This window comes from Lishizhenia tianjinensis (assembly GCF_900116425.1).
GTDB lineage: Bacteria > Bacteroidota > Bacteroidia > Flavobacteriales_D > Crocinitomicaceae > Lishizhenia > Lishizhenia tianjinensis.
Window position 1 is genome coordinate 1220580 of sequence record NZ_FPAS01000001.1, and the last position, 25329, is coordinate 1245908.

At 37.4% G+C, this 25329-nt stretch carries 24 protein-coding genes; 7 read left to right on the forward strand and 17 right to left on the reverse strand.

The features are described 5' to 3' along the window. Nucleotide 1: 1 nt before the first annotated feature. From BM327_RS05630 to BM327_RS05640, 3 genes are read right to left on the reverse strand one after another with little or no spacing between them, the layout of a single operon-like run. A complete protein-coding gene (locus BM327_RS05630; protein WP_090247341.1) occupies nucleotides 2–196 on the reverse strand; it encodes a membrane or secreted protein in 195 nt (64 codons plus the stop codon). Nucleotides 197–233: 37 nt separating this feature from the next. Continuing rightward, nucleotides 234–980, reverse strand: a complete 747-nt coding sequence (locus BM327_RS05635) for a GIN domain-containing protein (protein ID WP_170853681.1) — start codon at nucleotides 978–980, stop codon at nucleotides 234–236. Beyond that, complete coding sequence (locus tag BM327_RS05640; protein WP_170853682.1) at nucleotides 970–2043, reverse strand: acyloxyacyl hydrolase; 1074 nt, start codon at nucleotides 2041–2043, stop codon at nucleotides 970–972. The genes BM327_RS05635 and BM327_RS05640 overlap by 11 nt, the downstream gene beginning before the upstream one ends. A 77-nt stretch (nucleotides 2044–2120) precedes the next feature. On the opposite strand from BM327_RS05640, the gene mazG reads away from it, so the two are divergent. Further along, on the forward strand, nucleotides 2121–2891 hold the full coding sequence (gene mazG, locus BM327_RS05645; protein ID WP_090247344.1) for a nucleoside triphosphate pyrophosphohydrolase: 771 nt from the start codon (nucleotides 2121–2123) through the stop codon (nucleotides 2889–2891). Between the two features lie 121 nt (nucleotides 2892–3012). After that, complete coding sequence (locus tag BM327_RS05650) at nucleotides 3013–5376, forward strand: TonB-dependent receptor (RefSeq protein ID WP_170853683.1); 2364 nt, start codon at nucleotides 3013–3015, stop codon at nucleotides 5374–5376. Between the two features lie 171 nt (nucleotides 5377–5547). On the opposite strand, the gene BM327_RS05655 is transcribed toward BM327_RS05650, so the two are convergent. From BM327_RS05655 to BM327_RS05665, 3 genes are read right to left on the reverse strand one after another with little or no spacing between them, the layout of a single operon-like run. Beyond that, entirely contained in the window at nucleotides 5548–6504 is a 957-nt protein-coding gene (locus BM327_RS05655; protein ID WP_090247346.1) for a PorP/SprF family type IX secretion system membrane protein, read from the reverse strand. Nucleotides 6505–6508: 4 nt separating this feature from the next. Further along, the gene (locus BM327_RS05660; protein ID WP_090247347.1) at nucleotides 6509–8245 is read right to left on the reverse strand and encodes a PorP/SprF family type IX secretion system membrane protein; all 1737 of its coding nucleotides are present in this window, start codon (nucleotides 8243–8245) and stop codon (nucleotides 6509–6511) included. Beyond that, a complete protein-coding gene (locus BM327_RS05665) occupies nucleotides 8242–8724 on the reverse strand; it encodes an RNA polymerase sigma factor (RefSeq protein WP_170853684.1) in 483 nt (160 codons plus the stop codon). The genes BM327_RS05660 and BM327_RS05665 overlap by 4 nt, the downstream gene beginning before the upstream one ends. Nucleotides 8725–9027: 303 nt before the next feature. On the opposite strand from BM327_RS05665, the gene BM327_RS05670 reads away from it, so the two are divergent. Next, entirely contained in the window at nucleotides 9028–10794 is a 1767-nt protein-coding gene (locus BM327_RS05670; protein WP_090247349.1) for an AMP-dependent synthetase/ligase, read from the forward strand. A gap of 50 nt (nucleotides 10795–10844) precedes the next feature. Then, the gene (locus BM327_RS05675) at nucleotides 10845–11120 is read left to right on the forward strand and encodes a hypothetical protein (protein ID WP_090247350.1); all 276 of its coding nucleotides are present in this window, start codon (nucleotides 10845–10847) and stop codon (nucleotides 11118–11120) included. Here BM327_RS05675 and BM327_RS05680 read toward each other — a convergent pair. The 10 genes from BM327_RS05680 to BM327_RS05725 form a co-directional block, all read right to left on the reverse strand. Then, nucleotides 11117–11452 (reverse strand): hypothetical protein, encoded by a 336-nt coding sequence (locus BM327_RS05680; protein ID WP_090247351.1) that lies wholly within the window; start codon nucleotides 11450–11452, stop codon nucleotides 11117–11119. The genes BM327_RS05675 and BM327_RS05680 overlap by 4 nt on opposite strands. Before the next feature lie 3 nt (nucleotides 11453–11455). Continuing rightward, the gene (recG, locus tag BM327_RS05685) at nucleotides 11456–13549 is read right to left on the reverse strand and encodes an ATP-dependent DNA helicase RecG (protein WP_090247352.1); all 2094 of its coding nucleotides are present in this window, start codon (nucleotides 13547–13549) and stop codon (nucleotides 11456–11458) included. A gap of 77 nt (nucleotides 13550–13626) precedes the next feature. Next, nucleotides 13627–14433: a copper resistance protein NlpE N-terminal domain-containing protein gene (locus tag BM327_RS05690; protein ID WP_090247353.1), complete on the reverse strand. Its 807-nt coding sequence runs from the start codon at nucleotides 14431–14433 to the stop codon at nucleotides 13627–13629. Nucleotides 14434–14506: 73 nt separating this feature from the next. After that, nucleotides 14507–14959, reverse strand: a complete 453-nt coding sequence (locus tag BM327_RS05695) for a MarR family winged helix-turn-helix transcriptional regulator (protein ID WP_090247354.1) — start codon at nucleotides 14957–14959, stop codon at nucleotides 14507–14509. Continuing rightward, on the reverse strand, nucleotides 14956–15432 hold the full coding sequence (locus BM327_RS05700; RefSeq protein ID WP_090247355.1) for a glutathione peroxidase: 477 nt from the start codon (nucleotides 15430–15432) through the stop codon (nucleotides 14956–14958). The genes BM327_RS05695 and BM327_RS05700 overlap by 4 nt, the downstream gene beginning before the upstream one ends. 67 nt (nucleotides 15433–15499) lie before the next feature. Beyond that, nucleotides 15500–16804: a Kelch repeat-containing protein gene (locus tag BM327_RS05705; RefSeq protein WP_090247356.1), complete on the reverse strand. Its 1305-nt coding sequence runs from the start codon at nucleotides 16802–16804 to the stop codon at nucleotides 15500–15502. A 29-nt stretch (nucleotides 16805–16833) separates the two neighbouring features. Continuing rightward, nucleotides 16834–17643: a DUF2797 domain-containing protein gene (locus BM327_RS05710; RefSeq protein ID WP_170853686.1), complete on the reverse strand. Its 810-nt coding sequence runs from the start codon at nucleotides 17641–17643 to the stop codon at nucleotides 16834–16836. A gap of 11 nt (nucleotides 17644–17654) precedes the next feature. Continuing rightward, entirely contained in the window at nucleotides 17655–18254 is a 600-nt protein-coding gene (locus tag BM327_RS05715) for a bifunctional nuclease family protein (protein WP_090247358.1), read from the reverse strand. Nucleotides 18255–18385: 131 nt separating this feature from the next. Further along, nucleotides 18386–19327, reverse strand: coding sequence for an electron transfer flavoprotein subunit alpha/FixB family protein (locus BM327_RS05720; RefSeq protein WP_090247359.1), 942 nt, complete (start codon nucleotides 19325–19327; stop codon nucleotides 18386–18388). 23 nt (nucleotides 19328–19350) lie between these two features. Next, nucleotides 19351–20091, reverse strand: a complete 741-nt coding sequence (locus tag BM327_RS05725; protein ID WP_090247360.1) for an electron transfer flavoprotein subunit beta/FixA family protein — start codon at nucleotides 20089–20091, stop codon at nucleotides 19351–19353. A gap of 346 nt (nucleotides 20092–20437) precedes the next feature. Between BM327_RS05725 and BM327_RS05730 the strand changes: the two genes are divergently transcribed. From BM327_RS05730 to BM327_RS05740, 3 genes are all read left to right on the forward strand, one after another. Continuing rightward, nucleotides 20438–21418, forward strand: a complete 981-nt coding sequence (locus BM327_RS05730; RefSeq protein WP_090247361.1) for a pyruvate dehydrogenase complex E1 component subunit beta — start codon at nucleotides 20438–20440, stop codon at nucleotides 21416–21418. 75 nt (nucleotides 21419–21493) lie between these two features. Beyond that, the gene (locus BM327_RS05735; RefSeq protein WP_090247362.1) at nucleotides 21494–23107 is read left to right on the forward strand and encodes a YceI family protein; all 1614 of its coding nucleotides are present in this window, start codon (nucleotides 21494–21496) and stop codon (nucleotides 23105–23107) included. A 153-nt stretch (nucleotides 23108–23260) separates the two neighbouring features. Then, complete coding sequence (locus tag BM327_RS05740; protein ID WP_170853687.1) at nucleotides 23261–24016, forward strand: DUF2279 domain-containing protein; 756 nt, start codon at nucleotides 23261–23263, stop codon at nucleotides 24014–24016. A 55-nt stretch (nucleotides 24017–24071) separates the two neighbouring features. On the opposite strand, the gene fabF is transcribed toward BM327_RS05740, so the two are convergent. Further along, nucleotides 24072–25316 (reverse strand): beta-ketoacyl-ACP synthase II, encoded by a 1245-nt coding sequence (gene fabF, locus BM327_RS05745; protein WP_090247364.1) that lies wholly within the window; start codon nucleotides 25314–25316, stop codon nucleotides 24072–24074. Nucleotides 25317–25329 lie beyond the last annotated feature (13 nt).

Below are 25329 nucleotides of genomic sequence, written 5' to 3' on the forward strand. Positions count from 1 at the left end.
CTTATTTATCTGTATTTAAACACTGCTCCTCTGGTTTTGCTCCACACAATCCACAAGCTGCACCTTCTTCTTGAAGAACAGGATTATTAGACGCACAAGTTCCTGCAAACTCACCACCTTTTTTTGCCCAAATTTTAATTGCAATTCCTGCAAATCCTAAGGCCAATAATCCAACTGTAATTAATATTAAATCCATAACTCTTAAATCTTATTGCAAAGTTAATGAAAGCTTTTTAATTTCCTTCAATCACTTGCCCTTCACCTTCAATTGTCTTTTCAATTGCATTTGGTGTTCCGTATAGAAAAACATTTCCTTTGTTCACCAAATTCGCTTTCACATTATTGGTCCCTTCTACATTTAAATGAAGGTCACCAACCGTATTACTGTACACCTCCAGTTCATCCGCCACCTTTATATCTTGGGTAGAACCATAGGCGTTCGATTTAATACTCAAGCCCAAATCGCTTACTTGCCCCTTTAAATTGAAATCCACATTCCCATAGCTGGCATCTAAAAACAACTTATTCGCATTCACATTTAGATCTATGCTTCCCGCTCCAGAATGAGCTAAAACAAAGAGATTTGGGTAATTCAACACTCCCTCATTATGCAGTTTTTCAGAGATATCTAAGTAAACGTATTCTAGGGAAGACAAATGAATCCGTACCTTGATAGGGGCATTATAATTTCTTAAAAAGGCACATTTATTAGCATTCCTTATGCTTAAAACACCTCCTGTACTATCCAAATCCACCAATCCAATTAAATTCCTGCCTCCAATTACTTCAAGTTTAGCAACATTGCTTTCAACCAGTTCAAAATCTATTTTTTCGTTTAAACGCAAACTGTCAAAATCAGAAATCGCATAGGTCAAGGTATCTTTTTCTCCCGAAAATTTCCAACAAGATCTTTCCTCCTTCTTTTTACAGGAAAAAGTCAAGATGACCACACATAATATGAACCAAAACTTACTTTTCATGGAAGGTATAGTTAATTCCATATTCTAAATAATCGGCTTTACCAAAATTGGCTTTAATTGCAAATTGCACAGCCCATTTATCATTGAAATGATACCTGGCACCTACCTTCTGATAGAGCCAACCGGCGATATTCAAATCGTTCTTCACATAGCCTCCTAAACCTGCAAAAAGATCCAAACGATCAAAACTTAAAACATAGGCCGTATACAATCCAACCTGCAATAATTCCCCTTGTTTAATCACCCGATTGGGAAACATTTTCGCTTGGGCTTGGTTGGCGATAAATTCTACACCTAAATCGTAGGACCAATACTTACTTTTATATTTGGTTCGAATTGCCGATAAACTATAAACACTCGAAACTTTTTGCAATAAGGGATAAACATCCTTTCTGGAATACACCCCTAAAATTCTCCAGTGCGTAACATCCTTCCTTAAAGCCTTGAAAGTGGCATATTCTTCCGTCTCTGCATCTCCAATAAACTGAGAAACTCCTAATTGTACATAGGGTAAATTCACTCCCAAATTGGGCATTTTACTGGCACCATTTGAAAAATGCATCACGTGAAAACCGAAGTGTAGGTGGGTTTGTTCCCATTCATAATTCATATTCAAACCTAAACGAACCGCTAAATTCAAATGACTACCTATGGCGTTATTTTTTGGGTTGTGCTGCACATCATAGATTTTCTCTACCCAAGCCAAACCAGCACCGCCGTACACAGAGGGATAGAAAAGACTTTTGCTCAAAGGAACATCTACAAAATATAAACCCGCTATCCCTTTACCAAGTAAGTTCTTATTTCCGAGAGAAGTAAAATGTACATCCAATCCATAGGTGGGTTGATTCATAAGTTGCTGCCAGTACTTTCCGTCCTTTCCTAAAAAACTTAACCTAAAATTCAAGGCACCTGTATGTTGTTGCGGCAAATGGGCCATAACAGATCTATGGGCCAATAAAAAACCTCCAGCTCCATGTATACTTAAAGCATAATTCTTCTTTTGCGCAATTCCAGTAAAAGAAAGCAACATAAGCATGCATAAAATGTAAAAGTTTTTCATACTGCGCATTATGTACAAAAATAAGAAGCTCCTTCTTTTAAGTTTTAGTTTATTTGTAATAATTAAAAAAAACAAGGATGGACAAGCGATTAGAGGCCTTTGAGCGATTATTAAATATCATGGATGATTTACGAGAAAAATGTCCGTGGGATAGAAAACAAACCTTAGAATCTCTTAGACATTTAACCATAGAAGAAACCTATGAATTAGCCGATGCCATACTTGCCAAAGACATGGACGAACTTAAGGGAGAAATTGGAGACATCATGTTACATATGGTTTTTTACAGTAAAATAGCCAGTGAACAAAAAGCCTTTGATATTACAGATGTTTTACATGCCATTTGTGATAAACTCGTCCATAGACACCCCCATATTTACGGAGATACTGTAGCTGAATCTGAAGAAGAAGTTAAAGCGAATTGGGAGAAATTAAAACTGAAAGAAGGAAAGAAATCGGTTTTAGAAGGAGTTCCTGCTTCTCTTCCTGCATTGGTGAAAGCTAGTCGTATACAAGAAAAAGTTAAAGGTGTTGGTTTTGATTGGGACAACAAAGAACAAGTTTGGGAAAAGGTTCAAGAAGAATTGCAAGAATTTAAAGATGATGTAGACGCGCAATCGGATAAGGCCGAAGAAGAATTTGGTGATTTGCTCTTCTCTTTAATCAACTATGCTCGTTTTATGGGCATCAACCCTGAAAATGCATTGTCTAAAACCAACAATAAATTCGTTCAAAGATTTCAAAAAATGGAAATCCTAATGAAGGAAGAAGATGCCCAATTTTCAGATATGAACCTCGAACAAATGGATATTTATTGGGAAAAAGCCAAACAAATCTTAAAGTCCTAATTTTCAATTCAACCACCGTAAAGTCAACAGCTCCTACAATTGACATTTTTGGTGTTAAAAAACTTAAAAATAATCTGTATCTATGTGCCCGCTAGGCTATAATGGATATGAACCCAAAATTATGAAATTAAAAAACGTATTTCTTACACTTTTTTCCCTGCTCATTTTAAGCACTTTAGGTTACGCGCAAGACAACACAGTTCGTGGTTTTGTTTTTGACCAAGAAACAAAAGAACCTATTGCTTACGCTAAAGTAATTCTAAAGTCGAAATCAGAAACCCCAACCACCCAAGGAGCCAATTCAGATTTGGACGGATTCTTTTCTTTGGCGCAATTGGACAAAGGGTTTTACTACATCAGTGTAAGAGCATCAGGATATTTAGAAATTAAAGACAGTATACTTTTAGATAAAGAGAAGAGTATACAGAATTTACGTTTCGACTTAAAAAAACCAGAAGACGTAAAAGAAATAGAAGGAGTAGAAATTTCTGCCTCAGATAAATCTAAAACCACAGAAGTTGAAATCTCTATGGTAAAATTAGATCAAAAGGGATTGGAAAGACTACCAAGTTTTGGTGCTGAAAATGATATCGTATCTGCCATCAGTGTAACACCAGGAGTTGTAACTACAGGAGATCAAGGAGGGCAAATCTATGTTAGAGGAGGTACACCCATACAAAACAAAATTCTTTTGGATGGAATGACCATTTACAATCCCTTCCACTCTATTGGTTTCTTCTCTGTATTCGAAACAGAACTTGTAAAAAGTGCAGATGTATATACAGGAGGATTTGATGCCCAATACGGTGGGAGAATATCTTCGGTAATGGACATCACCTACAGAGATGGTAAGAGCAGTAAACTCGGAGGAAAATTTTCAATTTCTCCCTTTATGGCTAAGGCTGTTATGGAAGGACCGCTTACGCGTTCTAAAGACAGTAATTCAAATGCGGGTTCAACCTTTATCTTTTCTGCTAAAAAGTCATTATTAGATTATTCCTCAAGATCTGCCTATCCTTATGTAAACAATGGATCTGGACTTCCCTTTGATTTTACAGATTTATACGGTAAAGTAACATTTAAAGGAGACATGGGATCTAAAGTTTCTTTCTTTGGATTTAACAACAACGATAGAGTAAACTACGCCAATGTAGCCGATTTAAACTGGACAAGTTCTGGAGGAGGATTAAACTTTTTATTGATACCGGGTTCATCTCCGATTTATATCAAAGGTCACCTTAACGCCTCTGGTTACAACATATTCTTCCAAGAAAATGATTCATTGGCACCAAGGGAAAGTTCTATCAATGGATTTGATTTAGGCTTTGACTTCACTTACTTCTTGAAAAATCAATCAGAGATCAATTACGGAATCAATTTAGGAAGTTTCAATACAGACTTTGTTACCTACAATTCAACAACGCTAACTAAGATTCAATCCAAAGAGAACAACACAGAATTTGCCGGGTACTTCAACTACCGATTAATAACAGGAAGATGGGTCATCCAACCAGGTATACGTTTACAATACTATGCTTCTTTATCTGAATTGATGCCAGAACCAAGGATAGCGGCGAAGTTTAATGCTACAGAAGATCTTAGATTCAAAGTTTCAGGTGGACGCTACACGCAGAACTTTACTTCTGCAGCTTCAGACAGAGACATCGTTAACCTTTTCTACGGATTCTTAAGTGCTCCTACAAGTATACCTTCTACCTTCACTTACCCGAATGGAAAAGTTGTAGATGTAGACAATGGTTTACAAGTTGCTTGGCACGCCATCGGTGGGTTTGAATATGACTTCACCAAAAACTTATCTTTAAATGTAGAAGGATACTACAAATACTTCCCAAGACTCTCCAACATCAATAACAACAAATTATACGACGATATCAGTGCCTTCTATTACATCGCAGATGAGTCGAAAAAAGACTTCTTAATAGAATCTGGTTTTGCTTATGGAGTTGATGTATTGTTGAAATATACCAAAGACAGACTTTTCCTTTGGGGAGTTTATTCTTACGGTAAAACAAGAAGATGGGACGGATTTGAGTACTACACACCTTTATTTGATAGACGTCACAACATCAATTTAGTAGGAACTTACGCTTTTGGTGAAAAGAAGAACATTGAATTAAGTGTACGTTGGAATTTAGGAACAGGATTACCTTTCACGCCTACGGTTGGTAATTACCAAGGTGAAACCTTTAGTGAAGGAGTAACTACAGACTACACCACTTCTAATGTAAGTGAACCTAGTTTACTTTTGGGAACCCTTAACTCTGCAAGGCTACCAACTTACCACAGATTTGACATTACTTTAAAACAGAACTACGAATTAAAGAACAAGAATAAAGTAGAGATTATCGTTGGTGTAACTAATGTATACAATAGAGAAAACATTTTCTACGTTAACAGACTTACCAACGAAAAGATTTACCAATTACCTATACTTCCGAGTGTAGGAGTTAACTACAAATTTTAAGGAGTAATACGCATATACTTTACTCTAAATAAAGCATCCTTCGGGGTGCTTTATTTGTTTATAGGAAATCTGTGGACAATAATAGGTATACAAAAATAGCAGGTGATATTACCACCTGCTATTCCATCAAACAAAACAACAATAATCTTGTAAAAACAAGAGAACTATTTATTAAAACGAAGGACAACTAATCATCCTGAATTTTGGAGATTTCTTTTTACACGGAATCGTTAACCCAAGAGAAACTTCATGTGCTCCTCCAGAAACTCCGTTATTTAATTGAGAAACGGTAATATCATAACTATAGCCCACTTTAAAATCTTCGAGCTCTATACCTACCAATAAGATAAAGGCGTCTCTATTCCTTAAGAAGGCACCCGCCGTAAAAGCTGAATACTTTACATAAGTACCCAAGTTTAATTGCTGAAAGCCTTGTTGGTAAGAATATAATATGGTTGGCATAATGGTAGTTACATTCTGGTATTGCGACTTAGACCCTAAAGGAATGGTAGCAGAAGTATGCGCCGTAATACGTATAGGCATCTTGCTTTCACCTACAATCACAGATTCATTAGGTCTGTTTAAGTGCTTCGCTGCAACTCCTACATTAAAGTTTTCATTAAATAAAATTACCCCAGCAGAAGCATCAAAAAACCCTCTACTTCCTCCCCTAACAACATCTTGAGTTGCGTAAATGAATCCTCTTCTATCATCTATTTGATCGGCGAAAGAAAGTTTAGACCAATCCAAAAACTTCTGGTTCCAGGTTGCTTGTGCACCCAAGAGCGCTGTCCATTTTCTATTGATGGGCAAGTGGTAAGAATAAATCAAGGATAAATGTGAATGATTTAGGGTATTACCAGCCATTCTATCATGTACTGCCGTAACTCCGAACCCTCCACTTATATTGTCGAAATACTGATCGTATGAAGCTGCAAAACTTACAAAATTCCCTGTAAGTGATGGCCATTGATTTCTATAGTTTGTGGCTATCCTAGGACAACCATTTGTTCCTGCGAAGGCGGGATTTAAATACAATGGATTAGCATAGAATTGCGAAAATTCTAAATCCTGGGCTACCACCAAGGAGCTAACAATTGTTGCGATGAATACAATAATTTTTCTCATTTCCTTACATGTTTAAAATGCGTCGTGCATTTCGATTTGGTTTTAATTTATAGCGTAGGGTTAATTGATGACACAAATATTTTGCGTCGTCTATCTGACTTGTAGAGTAGTCAGCATTATAAATGAACCTTACTCTTTTCGTGTCTACCCCTAACGAAAGAGCTGGGTCAAATTCATTACTTATAGCAGCACCAAAATGAAATCCTTTAAAATTCACATTGGCTCCTACCCACAATTCTCTCCAACTTCCTTGCTGTTGAAAAACCGCGTAGGTACTCAACACCGTTTTTTGTGAAAGTGATTTATAATCTGTTCCAATTTGTGCTTGATAAAGCTGTTTTGCTTTGAAATCTTGCGTGAGATCGTTGGAATAAATATTATTGAAGTGTCTTCCAACATTATCTATACTCGCGCCAAGGTAAAACCATGGTGTATTCAGTAAAAATCCAGCTTGAACATCTCTATACCATAAAGATTGACCGGTTGGTGTTTGGCCTTCTTCAAAAAACTGTACGGGTCTTCCTCTGTCTAACTCTATCACAGAGCCCATTACTAATTTGCTGGCATTTATTTGCTTGTTTCCAAACCTAAAACGCAGGGCTGGTTCAAAAGAGAATTTCTCACCTATACTTATTTTAGGTGAATATGTAAATGCTCCTTCCATGGTTTGAACAGCACCATTGTTGATGATGTTATGGTTAAGGTCAACCCCTATCCCTCCTTTTAACTCGTAGACGTAAGTATCAAAGGAAAATCTATTTGAAATTTGATTAGAAGCGGTTCCTAAATATTGTCCACGAGTTGCCCATTGAAACTTAGGTGCAACTTGTGTACCTACCATTCCGGGGTTCACTGTAAAACCTGTTGCAGACGGCAAACTGTAATATTGATCTCTGTAATTTTTAAGCGCCACGGGGTTGTTCATGGTACGTTTTACATCTCTTCCCAATTCATACAAGGCTCTTTTCAGCGTGAACGCTCTTTTGCTAGCCTCAGATTTAGAACTCACATTGCTTTGATGAACACTGTTATTTCCATGGTTTCCTGAACTTGAAAGATTCTCAGGCTCTTCCCCTTGAATTTGATTTATAGGATTGGTTCCAGAATTCTCTATGGCAGCAACAATTTTATCTAATCGTTCTTGGAAAATTTGTTGATTACTAGTGTTAAAAAGCTCCTCATTCTCAAAAATGGAAGTCTTTAAGATATTCTCTTCAAAATCCTTCTTAGTACGAGCAAGTGCTAAATTTTCTTCAAATTGAGACAGATCGAAAACCTGGTTAGAATTGGCCATAAAGTTATTGGCCTCTCCTTCCGAAGTTACACCACCCATAGATAAAGCACTTGTCGCATCAAAAGAAGAAAAAGAATTCGTCGAAGTTGAATTCATTCCAATTTCACCTTCAGAAATACTACTTAAATCTAATTGCTTTTCAGCGTATAAGGATTGATTATCCTTTCCGTAAAATAGCGCAAGGCCTGCACCTAAACCGAGAACAAATACACTCAGAGCTCCCCAAAGTATAGGAGCTGCTTTTCTTTTGTTTTTAATTAATGCTTGTGTATCGAATTGAACAGGTTCTGCTTCAACTCCAGCCATTTTCCAGGCGTCCAAGTCAACAGAAAGTTCGGGATGCACGGCGATAAAATCCATCAACATCTTCTCTTGCGCGGGAGAAAGGTTTCCCTCGTGCAATTCAAACATCCACTTATCTATGTTTTGGATAGAAGGTTCGCTCATTGAAATATTGTTAAATCCTTTAATTGTTTTTGCATCTTTTTTCTCGCTCTGTACAAATACACTTTTACTTGAGAATCAGATAAAGACAACATATCACCAATCTCTTGGTAATTATAGCCCTCCAAATCTCGCAGTAACACGATACTCTTTTGAATAGGTGGAAGTAATTCCAAAACCTTTTCAACGATCTCCTTTGCTTCAAAACTGTGACTCTCTACTCCCCGTTCTGGTAAAGTTTCTGAGTTATACACAGTTCGTCCTTTTTTCTTTGCAAAGTTGATTAACGTATTGTGTGCAGTTGTAAACATCCAAGACTTGGCCTTAACGGCTTCTATCTTTTTTCTGTTTTTCCAAAGCTTTTCGAAAACATCTTGTACAATATCATTGCTATCAGCCTCAACCCTGAGGTATTTCAACACATAGCCGTATAACCGACCTGCGTGCTCATTAACAACTTCATTATACTCCGATCTCGTCAAAAGAATGCCTGCTTTACAATTAAAACAATTTAACTCATCCTAAAGTTACACCCACCCTAAAAAAGATTTTTTTAAAGTGGTTTCAAGTACATTAGGACGCTTAGTATAAAAGTAATAAAAATTTAACGAACACTTTGTCCTTTAACATTTTAAGAAATTAAAAAGCAGCTATAGCTATGCATACCTAATACTAGATTCAATATTTAGTGTAGAAAAAAAACGAATGTATTAGTTAAAAATCTGCGAACTTAAGTATGAAATGAATTTATTTTTCCTTAAGTTTAGGAGGTAAACTACTAAGATATGAAGACACCGGAAAGACTATTCGACATTCCCTACATACAAATGGAAAGCTATCCTCAAGAGGTAATGTTCTCCACAAAGGTTGACGGGAAATGGACTGCGATCTCTACGCAGGATTTTCTCCAACAGGCCAACGAAGTTTCAAAAGGTTTAATCGCCCTTGGAATTCAGCCAGGAGATAAAATTGCTTTGGTATCTCCCAACAGATATGAGTGGAATATAATGGACATAGGTATTCAACAAACCGGTGCAATTGGAGTACCTATTTACCCAAACATATCAACAAAGGATTACCACTACATTTTTAACGATGCCGGAATTAAATTTTGTGTAACAGGTACAGAAGAACTCTACCATAAAATCACAAAAATTAAAGAAGACATACCGAGCTTAGAAAAAATCTATTGCTTCGATGAATTAGAAAATATTCCCCACTGGAGTGATATAAAGAAGGAAGCCAGTAAAACTGCTGAACAAGAAGTTGAGGATAGAAAGTCGGTAATTAAAAATGACATGCTGGCTACGATGATATATACTTCTGGTACAACGGGTAACCCGAAGGGTGTTATGTTATCACATAATAACCTTATTTCAAATGTAATGGGGTGTCAACCAAGAATACCAGCCGATAATCATTCACGCGTTTTGTCTTTCCTTCCGGTTTGTCACGTTTACGAACGCATGTTACACTACCTCTACATGTACTTGGGTTGTTCCATTTACTTCGCTGAATCTATGGAAACGATAGGCGATAATATTCGAGAAGTAAAACCACATGTATTCACAGCTGTACCGCGTTTATTAGAAAAGGTATATGAAAAAATCATGGCCAAAGGAGATGAATTATCTGGAATTAAGCGTAAGCTTTTCTTTTGGGCTGTAGAATTAGCAGAAGAATATGATGTATCAGGTAAAAGCGCCTTCTACAATTTTAAACTAGGCATAGCAAGAAAACTGATCTTTTCAAAATGGCAAGAAGCACTAGGTGGTAATGTGAAGGCTATCGCTTCTGGTAGTGCGGCACTTCAACCCCGTTTAGCTAGAATTTTCTTGGCGGCAGGAGTTCCAATTTTAGAAGGATATGGATTAACAGAAACTTCGCCAGTAATATCGGTTAACTGTTTCAAAGCTGGAATAAAAATAGGATCTGTAGGTACTACAATACAAGATGTAACGGTTAAAATTGCCGAAGACGGTGAGATTTTGGTAAAAGGTCCTAATGTAATGATGGGCTACTACAATCAACCGGAAAAAACGGCAGAAGCAATAGATGCTGAAGGTTGGTTCCATACAGGGGATATTGGTCAAATTGAAGATGGAAAATTCTTGCGAATTACAGACAGGAAAAAAGAAATTTTCAAAACATCTGGAGGTAAATACATCATCCCTCAAATGATGGAAAATAAATTCAAAGAAAGTCGATTCATTGAACAAATCATGGTGATTGGTGAGGGACAAAAACACCCAGCAGCTTTGATTGTTCCTCAATTTGCCTTTATGAAAGAATGGGCTAAAAGAAAGAACATAGGTTTAAGTGCAAATGCTTCAAATGATGAAATTATAGCACATCCAAAAGTAATTGAGCGCATAAAACAAGAAGTGGATGCTTACAACGAAAACTATGGAAAATTTGAACAGATTAAAAAGTTTGAATTATTGAACAAAGAAATGAGCACTGAAGGAGGTGAGTTAACAACAACTTTAAAGTTCAAACGTAAAATAATCTTAGAAATGTACAAAGATAAAGTAGAAGCTATCTACGGATAATATTCAAGGGGAATCTATACACATGGATTCCCTTTTTTAATTCACCTAAAATGAAATACTTAACACTCCTTTTCACCCTCCCCTTTTTGTTTGCATGTTCCAAGCAAGAAGACATGCAACTCATCAAAGATTGTACAGGTACTTACTTGAGAAAAAACAAGAAAGACCTTAAGGTGTGCAACGATGAAATACTTACAAATTATGAGGAAAACGAATTAATAACCGTTGTGTATGAACGCGTGGAAGACTGCGCTCCTCAACAAGGCTTTGTTTGCGAATTATATCATGAACATGAAGGATACATCGTCGTAGAATCCATCTATTAATTTTCTTTAACAAAGGTAATCTTTACTACCCCCTGGTGATACTTGGGATAATGTGTTCCTTTTTGAAATTGATAGCCTAAAATGGTATTTTTAGCTTGTATCATGCTCGGGGTAGATTTGATGGTACTCTTGGTTCTATCCAGCACTACAGAACTTACCTTTCCTTCACTGTCAACGGCTATGTTGAAATACATCACTCCTTGGGTTTTCCCTTTCAACTTAAAATCTGTTGCTGTTAACAAATTTCTGTTGTCATTTTTTAAATCTCCACTTACTTGAGCTGAAGTAAAAAGTGAAAGTGCAGCAAAGGCTACCGTAATAAGTATTTTCATGTTTTAAGCTATTTTACTCCAATTGGGTTTAGAGCGCATTATGGTTTTTAATTTAGTACGGATAAATGCATGTTTAGGTTCCTGTAATTTAGGGTCTAATTTCAACATATTTCTGGCCGTCTCTCGCGCTATCGTCACGATAGGTCCATCCGTTACCAAATCAGCAATTTTAAGATTCAACAAACCACTCTGTTGTGTTCCCATGATGTCTCCCGGACCTCTTAGTTCTAAATCCACTTCAGAAATTTTAAAACCGTCATTGGTTTCTACCATGGTCTCAAGTCTGCGTTTACCTTCTTTAGATATTTTGTCTCCCGACATCAAAAAACAATAAGATTTTTCGGCACCTCGTCCTACCCTACCCCTTAACTGGTGCAATTGAGAAAGTCCAAAACGTTCAGAACTTTCTATGATCATGACACTGGCATTAGGAACATTTACTCCAACTTCAATTACAGTGGTAGCCACCATAATTTGAGTCTTACCAGAGGCAAACATTTGCATTTCAAATTCCTTATCCTCAGGCTTCATTTTACCGTGCACCATACTTATTTGATACTCTGGTCGCGGAAAACTTCGTTGTATGGATTCATAACCATCCATGAGGTTGAGGTAGTCCATACTCTCCGATTCCTCAATCAAAGGATACACCACATAAACTTGTCTTCCCTTTTCTATCTCTCGTTTTAAGAAAGAAAAGATCTGCGGGCGAGCTTTTTCGTACCTGTGCTGTGTTTCTACTGGCTTTCTACCCGGAGGCAATTCATCGATCACACTTACATCTAAGTCGCCATAAGCAGTCATAGCCAAAGTTCTGGGAATAGGTGTAGCCGTCATTACCAAAACATGGGGCGGACGTGTATTTTTCTTTTGCAATTTAGCACGCTGAGCAACACCAAACCTATGCTGTTCATCGATTACAACCAAGCCAAGGTTCTTAAACTTCACCTTGGGTTCTATAAGCGCATGCGTACCGATTAATATATCTATTTCACCTGCTTCTAAAGCCTCGTGTAAAATTCTTCGTTCTTTGGTTCGTGAGGATCCTGTTAATATGGCCACCTTTAAATCCATTTTGGCCACAAGTTCACTGATGGATTCAAAGTGCTGTTTGGCCAAGATTTCTGTAGGTGCCATAATTGCGGCTTGGAAACCATTTCCAACGGCAAAAAGCATAGTTAACAATGCCACTAACGTTTTCCCCGACCCAACATCTCCTTGTAACAAACGGTTCATTTGCTCTCCTTTTCTTAGGTCCATGCGTATTTCTTTCAATACACGTTTTTGAGCTCCCGTTAATTCGAAAGGTAAATAATTGGCGTAAAAATCATTAAATACATCCCCTACTTGTTCAAAAGAAAAACCTTGAGATTTAGCAGCCATTATTTTTTTGCGCATCAAGAGTTCTAGCTGGAGAAAAAGTAGTTCTTCAAACTTTAATCGAAACTGTGCACGCTTGGCCTCCTCTATGTTCAGGGGAGCATGAACCTTAATCAAAGCCTCCTCTCTGGGCATTAAGCGGTAGTGCTCGATGACCTCATGAGGAAGGGTTTCTGGTATTTTGCCTTTGATATTTGCAACCAGGTTTTGCGTAAGCTTTGCTATACCTTTTGTACTCAAACCTTTGGCCGTTAATTTTTCACCTGAGTGATAAACAGGTTCAAACCTAGCAGCTTGATTAGGATTAAAATCTTCTATTTCAGGGTGGGTGATGTTCCAATTGGAACCAAATCGTTTGGCTTTGCCGTACACCAAAATTTCACTTCCAACCTTGATCGATTTTTCTATCCATTTGAGTCCTTTGAACCATACTAAATCTATGCTTCCTGTGGCGTCTGTAAAACTGGCCACCATGCGCTTACCTCTTCCAGCTCCAGTTGTATGAATTCGCGTTATGCGGCCGCGCAATTGAGCAAAACCTTCTAACTGCCTTAATTCTCTTACGGTATGAAAACGCGTTCTATCCACATAGCGGAAAGGATAGTACTCCAACAAATCTTCAAAGGTTTTTACCCCTAATTCTTTCTGCAGTAAAACAGCTCGAGCAGAGCCCACACCTTTTAAGTATTCTATGGGAGTTTGTAAGTAAGTTTGCATAACAAAAATACGCTCTTCGTATAGCCAAAGAGCGCATTTCAAAAATAAGCAGAGAATTTAAATCTCCTATCAAAATTTTATTTTTCTACAGGTACAAATCGCATTAAGGTTGCCATTTTACCTTTGTTTAAACTCAAGGTATTCCCTGTTATAATGTAGTTATCTACTTTACTCAAAGTTGAAAGAAATAATTGTTCTATGTTCGCTCCCAAGCATCCTTTCTTCGTCGCTATCATCTCATTGAAATGTAGAAAGAACATATTATTGGTGGTAAAACTTCCACTGTATTGGTTACAACTTGCATTTCCAGAAACTCTTTGGTTTAAGGTATCTAAAAACAAAGTTGGAACCAGATTCGTTAAACTGTCTGTAACTGGTTGACCTTTGATTTCAACCAACTTCCATTCTGTTTGCGTCAACGACACTCCAGCTTTATGAAGGGTGTAACGTTCTGCCAAATCTCCTTTGACTTGCTGACCTTCTTGATCTAAAAAGATAAGCGTATTTTCGCCTACTTTTAAGCGAGGCATACCTTCGGCATCCATCATAACATGCATTCCTGTACTATCAAAAGAAAACTTCCCGGTGCGTATCACTTCCTCCTCCGATTTACCTTTATACTTTTCAACCAAGGTAAAGGCCTTGTCTTGAGAGAGTGTAAGCTTTGTTTCTACGGCTTCACAATCAGCACAAGGTCTACTTCCATAATAGGTACCCGCCCAATCCAAAGCATCCTCACTTGTGTGGTGATCTACCACTTCTTGCTCTACAACAACTGCTTCTAACTCTGGTTCAACAATACCTTCTACCTCAGGTTTATTCCCTTCACACTTAATCATTACAAATGCTAAGAAAGCACCTAATACTACAACGCCTTTTTTCATTTCCTTTAAATATTTCCTCTAAAGGTCAATAATTTAACAGCTAAGTGCAAAACAAAATCGAGAAAAATTACTTTCAGGCATTCTTCGTTGAATTCTGAGTGATATCCGTCATCATTTGCTTTAAAAGAGTGCGAAGTTGAAGCATATCTTCTACCTTCATGTTGGCAGCTCCTATGAGTTGTTGAGGAATACATTGTGCTTTTTCTTTTAATGATTTTCCCTTTTGCGTTAGAAAGATCAAAACCTTGCGTATATCCTCTTTATCCTTCTGTTTCTCCACCAACTCTTTTTGCTCTAGCTTTTTTAAAAGCGGTGTTAAGGTATTTGTTTTTAAGAACAATCTATCACATATCTCTGTTACCGATCTACCTTCTTTTTCCCATAAGAGTAACAGCACCAGGTACTGCGGATAGGTAATATTTAGCTCTTTCAGCAAAGGCCCATAATAGCGTGTTAGTGCATTAGAAATTGCATAAAAAGGAAAACACAATTGGTTATCTAACAAAAGAATTTCGCCCTTTTTCATCCCACTAATTTTTGGATGTCCTTTTCTATCTTTTCAGGTTTGGTAGTAGGTGAATAACGTTTTAATACTTTCCCATTTTCATCGACTAAGAACTTGGTAAAGTTCCATTTGATTTTACTGCCTAGAAAACCACCCTTTTCATTTTTTAAAAATTGAAATATAGGATGAGTGTTTTCTCCGTTCACATCAATCTTTTCGGTTAATTGAAAAGTTACTCCGTGGTTAATTCTGCAGGCCTCTACAACGGTATCATTGGTTTCAGGTTCTTGTCCTAAAAATTGATTACAAGGAAAACCTAATACAACCAAGCCCTTGTCTTTATAATCTTGGTGCAGTTTTTCCAATCCATCGAACTGAGGGGCCAATCCACATTTGGTTGCTGTATTCACCAACAACATAGGCTTCCCTTTAAAATCCGCCATTTTTAACTTTTCACCTTGAGGTGTTCCTATTTCAAAATCGTAAAAACTCATTGCTTATAATTTATATCGTGTGCGACAAATATAACATTACATCGCGCGCGATACAAAATGAATGAGATTAATTTCCAGAAATTATCTTCTCGGTGACAGGAACGTTGGATCCATCATCAAAAAGGAACAACAAAAACCCATGAGATAAATCAGATTTCTCAATGTAGAGATCGGCGAGCAATTTATAGTTTGAATACAACAACCTTCCTGAAGGATCATAAACTTTAACTGTTCCAGCGAATTCTGTTTGTATTTCAAACCTACTTCCAACTTGTTTAACTTTGAAATATGGCGGTTGAAATCCACCTAAAATTCCTGAAAAATTAGGATTATGCAGTAAATAGGTTTTGTTGCTTACTACTTGAGAAGTATCCATGCCACCAGCGAGTATCCAATTGCCTCCACCTATTTTAGCTATTCCTCTTAAATCCATCAATGCTATACTGGCATTATTAATTTCGATTAAGTCTTGATCTACACTCTGATAATGAACGATACGCTTGTTAGGGTCTACACCTCCTGAACCATCATAGGCTATACCATTATAATTGTAGGCTTTTGCCGAACCTCCCATCCAAAAGACCGTATTTTGGTAACCACTGCATGCTGCACGATACAAAGGGTCTCCTGGTAAATCATCCATTTGTGTCCAGAGTATATTGTAAGGATCACCATTTTGCAATACACCTTTACGCATGTATTTTCGGGCCAAAAAATTTGTACCATCCGAAACTCCTCCAGCGTAAAAAATAGTATCACCTATCATGTAACCAGAAGCTCCAAATGATTTAAATATAGAGTTATTTGGAATTTGAGTAGCTTGGGTCCAGCTATCTGTATATACATTATACACCTGAACATGAGGAACATTATTGGTATTGCTCCAGCCTCCTATCACAAAAATTAGACTGTCTTTATATACCGTTTGTACATGATCATCAATGGGAAAAGGAATAGGACTACCATCGCTTTCCCAACTCTCTGTTACTGGATTGTATATATGAACACGATTTGATGAAATTTCTGTTCCATTGCTCAAAACATGATACCCCCCTAAAACATAAATTTTACCGTGCACATAAGAGGCAGCTGATGCAATTTTCCCCAAAGTATCGGGAACATCATCTATGGAGGTCCAATGGTTTTGACTGACGTTGTAGCGAAAAGATTTGCGATGAATGCCGCTGTAGATTTTGGACGTATCCAAGCCTCCAAAACTATAGACAAAACGTTCGCTATTTACAAAGCCTTCGCATAGTGCGTTGTTAGTTGTGGCCATGGGCAATGTATCCAATTCTGTAACCTGCCATGCGTTTTGTCCGGCAACAAAAAAGGTTAACATTACAAGCAATTTGGTGACCACGAGTTTCATACCACCAAATTAATGAAAATTGTTCTGCTTTAGATTTCTTCGAAGGAAATAATATAGCCCGTGTGTTTTCTCATATTCAAAACACGGTTATCATCAAAAAGCAAGTATTGACCTTTGATTCCTTTCAGTTCCCCTTCTATTACGGGTTGTTTATCAAAACCTAGGCTTTTAACTTTTTCTGGATATGCTAAAACCGGGTAATTGATTTCTACGATTTCATCATCATCTGAAAAATATTCCGTTAAATCAGAAGGTAATTGTTCTTCGAGTTCCCATTTTACTTCCTCAAGATCTATGCTCTCATCGATATCGTTTTTAAGCATTTTTCTCCAGTTGGTTTTATCTGTAAAATGGTCTTTAAGGGCAACTTCTAATACACCTGCCAAATACCTGTTCGGTGTATGAGCTAAACGTATAGCTGAAGATGCACCTTGATCTATCCAACGGGTTGGAATTTGATGGTCTCTTGTAACACCTACCTTAACTACATCGGTAGCTGCCAGGTATACAAAGTGGGGTTGATTATGGTTTCTTTCTTCCCATTCCGGGTCTCTACCCTCTCCCAAATGTGCTCTACACAATTCAGGTCTAATAATACACTCTGCAGCTTCTGGAGCGGAAGTAAAACAAGGATAACAAAATCCCTGACCAAAAGACGTTTTTGTTTTCTTCCCGCATTTAATACAGTGAATATCTCCATCGTAACGCAAGCGAATTCTTTTACCAATGTAATCATTCATGGCAATAGAATGTATCTCTTCGTTGTGATGTAAATTTAGGGTATAGGCTACCTCTTCCAGTAGTTCTACCTTCATTTTAAATACCTGACCTGTAAACATAAATGCGATTTTTAAGAAGTACGCTTATTGATTTCGTCGCGTAATTTTGAAGCTAGTTCGTAATCTTCTTTTTCTATAGCTTCATTTAATTTCTGTTCTAAATCTGAAAGAGACATGGCTTTGATTTCATCCTTTTCATCTACTTCACTTTCTTCGTCATCCATATCAGACATAGCAAAGGCATCCCCATCACCGTCTGGGTCGTCCAATTGAACTCCTGCAGAACTTAAAATAGACTCAAAAGTAAATACAGGACAATTAAATCGAACGCCAAGGGCAATAGCATCAGAAGTACGGGCGTCTATCTCAGTAATCACACCGTCTTTCTCACAAATTAATTTAGAATAGAATATACCTTCAACAAGGTTATAGATTACAATTTCCTTAATGTTGATATCGTAGGCTAAGGCAAAGTTCTTGAACAAATCGTGCGTTAAAGGACGTGTAGGGGTCATCTTTTCCAATTCAATAGCAATTGCTTGTGCTTCGAATCCTCCTATAATAATAGGTAATCGACGTTTACCATTCACCTCAGATAATACAAGTGCGTATGCACCTGACTGTGTTTGGCTGTAAGACAATCCTACGATCTCTAACTTTACTTTTTCCATGCTCTACTCTGCTGTTGGCTCTACTTTCTTTCCGAAATTGTTCGTAATCAACTATCTGTAAAAAAATTAGGGACGCAAGTGAGCCTCCCTAATTTCCTACTAATGTAAAAATAATATTTATCTGCTAAATCTTACTTTGAAGCATTGAATTTTTTTACAGCTTCTGTTAGTCTTGGTAATACTTCAAAAGCATCACCAACTACACCGTAATCTGCAGCTTTAAAGAAAGGTGCTTCTGGATCTGTGTTAATCACAACGATAACTTTAGAACCATTAACTCCCGCTAAGTGCTGGATAGCTCCTGAGATACCTGCTGCGATGTACAAGTTAGGACGAATCGCTACACCCGTTTGCCCAACGTGCTCGTGGTGAGGTCTCCAACCTATATCAGCTACCGGACGAGAACAAGCTGTTGCTGCTCCTAATTCTGTAGCTAATTCTTCTACCATTCCCCAGTTCTCTGGTCCTTTTAAACCTCTACCTGCAGAAACAACTAATTCAGCTTCTGGCAATGGAATAGCACCTTCTGGTTTTTTCGTTTCTAAAACTTTGATTCCAGCTTCACCTGAGTTAGAAGTAAATTCTTCAACTGCTGCAGTTCCACCGTTGTTTTCTGGTTGGAAAGAATTAGGCAATAAAGAGATAACTCTTTTTGCTGTATTCACTTTAACAAAACCAAAAGCTTTACCAGAGAATACGTTTACTTTCACTGTTCCATCTTCAGCTGGAACTCCAGTTGCACCAGCAACCAAACCAGCTTTCATTCTTGCAGAAACTCTTGAAGCAACAGATTTCCCAACTAAATCGTTAGAGAAAATCACTGTTTCAGCTCCAACGTTTTCAGCTGCTGCAACTACTAATTTTGTCAATTGTTGAGGATCTGTTCCTTCAAAAGCTCTATCTACTAAAACTTTATCTGCTCCATATGCTCCCAACTCAGCCAATGCTCCTGCATCTGCTCCACCGTTAGTTACAACTGTTACATTTCCTATTTTCTTTCCGTAAGTAACCGCTTCCATTGCATTCTTTGCAATTTTACCGTTGTTACTGTTTACATATACTAATACTGACATGATAATCTAATCTCTTTTAAATACTACAATACCTTTGCTTCGTTGTGTAACAACTCTACTAATTCATCCATGTTCTCTGGATCAATCAACTTCACTGCAGATTTTGCAGGAGGTAAATCAAAAGAAACAAAAGATGTCATTGCCTCTCCACCAACTGGAGTAACAACTTCTAAAGGCTTCGTTCTTGCAGCCATGATACCTCTCATGTTAGGAATACGTTGTTCAGCCATACCTTTTGCACAAGAAACCACTAAAGGTAATTGCGCTTCAACTGTTTCAACACCACCTACGATTTCTTTATCTAATTTCGCTGTAGTTCCTTCTACATTTAATTTAGTAGCTAAAGAAACGAAAGGAAGTTCTAATTCTTCTGCAATCATACCCGCAACTTGAGAACCGTTGTAGTTGATTGTTTCTTTACCTGTTAATACTAAATCAAATCCTTTGTCTTTTGCGTAAGCTGCAATTTCGCTGGCTACTTGATAAGCATCAGTTGCTTCTGCATCCACTCTAACTGCGTTATCAGCTCCAATTGCCAAAGCTTTACGAATAGTAGCATCGTCAGCAGCTGTTCCTACAGTAATGGTAGTTACAGTTCCTCCCAAAGCTTCTTTCAACTCCAATCCTCTTACCAAAGCATACCACTCGTCGTAAGGGTTAACAATATATTGAACTCCATTCTCATCAAACTTTGTATTCCCTTCTGTAAAGGCAATCTTAGATGTTGTATCTGGAGATTTACTGATACATACTAATATTTTCATGTAAATAAGTTTTATTTCTTTTCCCCACAAAAATAACAAAAGATTAATTTCTACTCGTGCTCATTCTGGCTTAATGACACAGTGTTTATAAAAACTCTCATTTTTTCGCTGATATTCTTTTCTGTTCTACTCTTTAAATAAATATTTTTGTAGTTTTGGCGTCCCCTTGAATACTTGCCTTTTTAGGCGATTTAAACGATGCTTTTCGTTAAGGTATTGAGGATACGGAAAAGATATTAAGAGCGCATAGGAAATTGTTGATAAATTTCTTTGCTAAATGCTCGAAAAATAATGCGATAGTTCTGCGGTTAAGAACTTCGTTTTGAATGACTTTAAATATTGACTGATGAAAACTGTACAGTTTAGAGAAGCTTTAAGAGAGGCAATGTCTGAGGAAATGCGTAGAGATAAGAACGTATTTTTAATGGGAGAAGAAGTGGCCGAATACAATGGTGCTTACAAAGTTTCTCAAGGTATGTTAGACGAGTTTGGACCGAAAAGAGTAATTGATACTCCTATCGCTGAGCTTGGTTTTGCAGGTATTGGAGTGGGTGCTTCTATGAATGGTTTAAGACCTATCGTAGAGTTCATGACATGGAACTTTGCTATCCTTGCAGCCGATCAAATTATTAACAGTGCAGCAAAAATGTTGCAGATGTCTGGTGGTCAATACCACTGTCCTATCGTTTTTAGAGGTGGTAACGGTACTGCAGGTCAGTTAGCTGCTACGCACTCTCAATCTTTCGAAGCATTTTACGCTCACGTTCCAGGATTGAAAGTAATTACACCTTCTACTCCAGCAGATGCAAAAGGTTTGTTGAAATCAGCGATTAGAGATAATGACCCAGTTGTTTTCTTAGAGTCTGAGAAAATGTACGGTGATAAAGACGAAATTCCAGAAGGAGAATACTTAATTCCTATTGGAGTTGCAGATACAAAAAGAAAAGGTGCGGATGTAACTATCGTTTCTTTTGGTAAAATCATTAAAGTGGCTCATGCAGCTGCTGATGTTTTGGCAAAAGAAGGAATTGAATGTGAAATCATCGATTTAAGAACGATTCGTCCTATTGATTACCCAGCAGTTGTTGAGTCTATTAAGAAAACAAACCGTTGTGTAGTAGTTGAAGAGTCTTGGCCATTGGCTTCTATCTCTTCTGAGATTGCTTACCACGTGCAACGTTACGCTTTCGATTACTTAGATGCACCAGTAATGAGAGTTACGCAAACAGATACTCCTTTTGCCTTCTCTCCTACTTTAATTGACGAGGCTTTGCCTAACGTTGATCGTATCGTGAAAGCAGTGAAAGCAACACTTTATAGAAACTAGAAGACATTTTTCTAAAAATATTAAGTCGGACTATTTAGTTCGACTTTTTTTTGTACGTTTGTTAAAAAAATTACCATGGTAACTATTACAATTACAACATTTTTTATTTTTAGTTTGTTGGCGCATTTTTTACAGCAAAAAAACAAACTTCAATACTATAAAAGATTGCACTTTACTGTGCTTGGTGCAGGTTTACTTTTGGTCAACTATAGCGCCTTTGAAAGTCAAATTGAGGTTAACTTACCTCTCCCCTCTTTGCTCTTAAGTGTTTTAGGTGGTTCCTTTGTGATTGCCATTATCTTTAAGCGCATTACGCACATGGCCTTCGCATTTATCCCCGTTGTTGCTAGTTCAGTGTTTTTTTTCCTACCGGCTTATGAGCTCAACTATTACGGAAATATAGTAAGTGGTAACAACGATTTATTTGCATTTGCTATACTAGGAGCAATTACACCTATTCTAACACATGCTGCCAAGCTTTTGGTTTCTAATCTTGTGGTAAAATACGGTAATGTTGTTTGGAAAGAGCAACAAGAGAATCAATTAGAAACCTTAATTACTTATGCTTTTATTGGAGGTTTAGCCTTGATGAGTTCACAGATGTTAGGAGCATTGGGATTAATCGTTGCGGCTACATTTTATCTTTCAACAACCATATTGTCTGAAGACAAACTTGGCATCAACAACATCTTAGCCTTTTCAGCTTCGGCAAGCTTGTTCTTATTAACCCTTGTACCTTTCTTACTTTCTTACGGTAACTTTGAAGTACTTGATTTTTCAAGAGGTGAAGTGTTGGCAGGATTATTCATGTCAGGCTTATTATTATTGTTCCATAGAATATTCCTAAGATTCGCTACAAATTCTCAAACGGGATGGAGTTATTTATACTTGGCGAAGAACTTCCTCTTCCCTATCTTCATCACTTTTGTACTTGCTATTTTATATACGCAAAAAGAAAACCTTGGGGGAATTCTAAGTTTAGCAGCCCTCGTTATTGGTTTAGCCATTCTAACACCTGTAAAATCCTACTCTTCGAACAGAGTTTCTGTACCTGTAGATTTGGGTGTATTGGCCATGGCTTTATTCATGCTGCCTTACATTAAGCCTGTTGTTATTGAAGAAAAGAGTGACTTGGCCTTAATTCAAAAAGAAGAAGGTGTAAGTGTTGAAGAACAAAAAGGAGAATCTTTAGAGTTAGCAAAAGGAAACTGGGATGTGGTGAGTGATAAATCTACCTTGAAGTTTGCTTTAGGTCCAGACAAAGGAAGAACAGAAGGTGTATTCAATGAGATAAAAGGAACCTTCCAAGTACCAGCGGACATTACAAAAAGCAAATTCTTCATACAAATTCCTGTAGCGAGCTTGTCTACATTTGTTGATATGAGAGACGAACACCTGATGGGTGCTGAATACTTTGATGCTGAAAAGTATCCGACACTTTTATTCAGATCCAAGGAAGTGGTTGCCAATGGCGATCAATACACAGCAAAGGGAAGTTTTAAAATGAAAGGAATTGAAAACGACCTGGAGGTAAACTTTAAAGTATTAGGTGTTGCTGAAAAAGAAGATAAAAAAGTACTTATCCTCAACGTAAAATCTTCTTTAGACAGAACGAAATACGGAATGGATTCAGACCCAAGTATAGGTGATGTGGTAGATTTTGACTTCCAAGTACAATTGGAAAAGTAATCGTATTTTAGTAGTATGGTGAGTAATTTTTTAAAAACCATACTACTATTTTTTTGTCTGCTTGTGAGTGATCTTTCTCATGCGCAAAAGACACATGAACAGATTGCTCGGAGCAAAAAAGCACTAGCTCACAGTAGTTTATTGGGAATTTGTGTGACTACCCCCATCCTACTTCAATCTGTGTGGTATGAAACACCAGGAAATTTTCACGTACAAAACGATGGTAGAAGTTGGTTAGGAATGGACAAAGCAGGCCATGCTTTTAGTGCCTATCATTTGCAAAAGCAAGCACATCGCATCTATAAATGGGCCGACTACTCCGATAAAAAATCACTCCTTTTTTCTTCTGGAATTTCTTTATTGTTCCAATCCAGTTTTGAAGTCTTGGATGGCTTTCAAAAAAACTATGGCTTTTCCTGGCCTGATATGATGGCCAATGCAAGCGGCATACTCTTGTATAGTGGTCAGCAAATTTTATGGAAGGAAGAAAAAATAAGGTTAAAGTTTTCTTACTCTCCGAGTCCCTTTGCCGCAATAAGACCAGAAGTTCTAGGTGGCAACTTCCAAGAAAGACTTTTAAAGGATTATAACGGTCAAACCTATTGGCTTAGTTTTTCACCCTTTAATTTTACGCAAAGTTCAAAAAGCTTTCCTACCTGGCTACAATTCAGTTTAGGTTATTCTGTTAATGAAAAAATAGTGGGTACGGAAAACTATTTCAGTTTGGGTTCAGATCAATACCATGCACATAGTCATTTGCTGCTTAGCTTAGACATAGACTTTTCCAAAATGAATATTCGCAACTCAACCCTTAAAAAAGTTCTTTCCATATTCAACACCTTAAAACTCCCCTTTCCAGCATTGAGTTTAGCGCAAAACCAACTCCGTTTTCACCCCATCTATTTCTAAAAAAAAGGCGCATCTTTTAGACACGGCTTTTAATTATTGGAGAATATTTAAAACTTTATTCTTCAAACTTTTTTACGAGGATACTTGCTATATGTCCACCAAAACCAAAGGTATTGGACATGGCGTATTTCACTTCTTTTTGTATTCCTTTATGTAGCGGGAAATGAAAAGCATCTTTATATTCTTCCTCTATATTTTCTGTATTTGTTGTAGGAGGGATCATGTTTGTCTGAACCGCTTTAATACAAGCTATCCCCTCAACTGCTCCGGCAGCACCTAATAAGTGACCTGTCATAGACTTTGTTCCGGAAATTGTTAAGGTTGGATTGTCTCCAAACACACGTTTTGCTGCTATCAATTCAGATATATCCCCAAAAGGTGTAGATGTTGCGTGCATGTTTAAGTAATCTAAATCCGTTGCTTTAATTTCAGCTTCCTCTAAAGCCAAGCTCATCCCCAATACAGCACCATCACCTTGCGGGTGCGTTCCTGTTAAGTGGTAAGCATCAGCTGCCATACCACCTCCTACTACTTCTGCATAAATTTTAGCTCCACGCGCTTTCGCATGTTCGTATTCTTCTAGAATTAAAGCTCCTGCACCCTCTCCCATCACAAAACCATCTCTATTTGGGTCAAAAGGTTTTGAGGCTGTAGCTGGATTTTCATTGTTGGTTGACAATGCTTTAGCAGATCCGAAACCACCAATAGTTGCCTCGTTAATTGCCGCTTCAGAACCACCTGTAATAATCATATCTGCTTTATTCCAACGGATGTAATTAAATGCATCTATCATAGCAGTTGTAGAAGTGGCACATGCAGAAACTGCACAGTAATTCACTCCTCTTAAACCATAGCGCATAGAAATAACTCCAGCCGCTATGTCCACTAATATTCTCGGTATAAAGAAAGGAGAGAAACGCGGTGTTCCATCACCTTGGGCAAACTCAACTAATTGATCCTGGAAAGTTTGTATTCCACCATTACCAGACCCCCAAATCACACCAATTCTATCCTTGTTTAAGGTATCAAAGTCAACCGCACTATCTTCAACCGCTTGTTTTACACTCACTAAAGCATACTGTGTAAACTTATCGTACGTTTTTATTTCTTTACGGTTAAAATGTTCAGTTTCATCGTAGCCTTTTAATTCACATGCAAATTTCGTTTTGAACTTGGATGTATCAAAAGATGTAATATTGGCACCACCATTTTTTCCTTCTAAAAGGGCATTCCAATACTCTTCTACATTATTCCCTATAGGAGTTAAAGCTCCCATTCCTGTTACAACTACTCTTCTCATAGTTTAAAATTTA

Coding starts and splice junctions, on each gene's coding strand:
- BM327_RS05630 (WP_090247341.1), bottom strand. CDS start 196: ATGGATTTAATATTAATTACAGTTGGATTATTGGCCTTAGGATTTGCA.
- BM327_RS05635 (WP_170853681.1), bottom strand. CDS start 980: ATGAAAAGTAAGTTTTGGTTCATATTATGTGTGGTCATCTTGACTTTT.
- BM327_RS05640 (WP_170853682.1), bottom strand. CDS start 2,043: ATGAAAAACTTTTACATTTTATGCATGCTTATGTTGCTTTCTTTTACT.
- mazG (WP_090247344.1), top strand. CDS start 2,121: ATGGACAAGCGATTAGAGGCCTTTGAGCGATTATTAAATATCATGGAT.
- BM327_RS05650 (WP_170853683.1), top strand. CDS start 3,013: ATGAAATTAAAAAACGTATTTCTTACACTTTTTTCCCTGCTCATTTTA.
- BM327_RS05655 (WP_090247346.1), bottom strand. CDS start 6,504: ATGAGAAAAATTATTGTATTCATCGCAACAATTGTTAGCTCCTTGGTG.
- BM327_RS05660 (WP_090247347.1), bottom strand. CDS start 8,245: ATGAGCGAACCTTCTATCCAAAACATAGATAAGTGGATGTTTGAATTG.
- BM327_RS05670 (WP_090247349.1), top strand. CDS start 9,028: ATGAAGACACCGGAAAGACTATTCGACATTCCCTACATACAAATGGAA.
- BM327_RS05675 (WP_090247350.1), top strand. CDS start 10,845: ATGAAATACTTAACACTCCTTTTCACCCTCCCCTTTTTGTTTGCATGT.
- BM327_RS05680 (WP_090247351.1), bottom strand. CDS start 11,452: ATGAAAATACTTATTACGGTAGCCTTTGCTGCACTTTCACTTTTTACT.
- recG (WP_090247352.1), bottom strand. CDS start 13,549: ATGCAAACTTACTTACAAACTCCCATAGAATACTTAAAAGGTGTGGGC.
- BM327_RS05690 (WP_090247353.1), bottom strand. CDS start 14,433: ATGAAAAAAGGCGTTGTAGTATTAGGTGCTTTCTTAGCATTTGTAATG.
- BM327_RS05695 (WP_090247354.1), bottom strand. CDS start 14,959: ATGAAAAAGGGCGAAATTCTTTTGTTAGATAACCAATTGTGTTTTCCT.
- BM327_RS05700 (WP_090247355.1), bottom strand. CDS start 15,432: ATGAGTTTTTACGATTTTGAAATAGGAACACCTCAAGGTGAAAAGTTA.
- BM327_RS05705 (WP_090247356.1), bottom strand. CDS start 16,804: ATGAAACTCGTGGTCACCAAATTGCTTGTAATGTTAACCTTTTTTGTT.
- BM327_RS05710 (WP_170853686.1), bottom strand. CDS start 17,643: ATGTTTACAGGTCAGGTATTTAAAATGAAGGTAGAACTACTGGAAGAG.
- BM327_RS05715 (WP_090247358.1), bottom strand. CDS start 18,254: ATGGAAAAAGTAAAGTTAGAGATCGTAGGATTGTCTTACAGCCAAACA.
- BM327_RS05720 (WP_090247359.1), bottom strand. CDS start 19,327: ATGTCAGTATTAGTATATGTAAACAGTAACAACGGTAAAATTGCAAAG.
- BM327_RS05725 (WP_090247360.1), bottom strand. CDS start 20,091: ATGAAAATATTAGTATGTATCAGTAAATCTCCAGATACAACATCTAAG.
- BM327_RS05730 (WP_090247361.1), top strand. CDS start 20,438: ATGAAAACTGTACAGTTTAGAGAAGCTTTAAGAGAGGCAATGTCTGAG.
- BM327_RS05735 (WP_090247362.1), top strand. CDS start 21,494: ATGGTAACTATTACAATTACAACATTTTTTATTTTTAGTTTGTTGGCG.
- fabF (WP_090247364.1), bottom strand. CDS start 25,316: ATGAGAAGAGTAGTTGTAACAGGAATGGGAGCTTTAACTCCTATAGGG.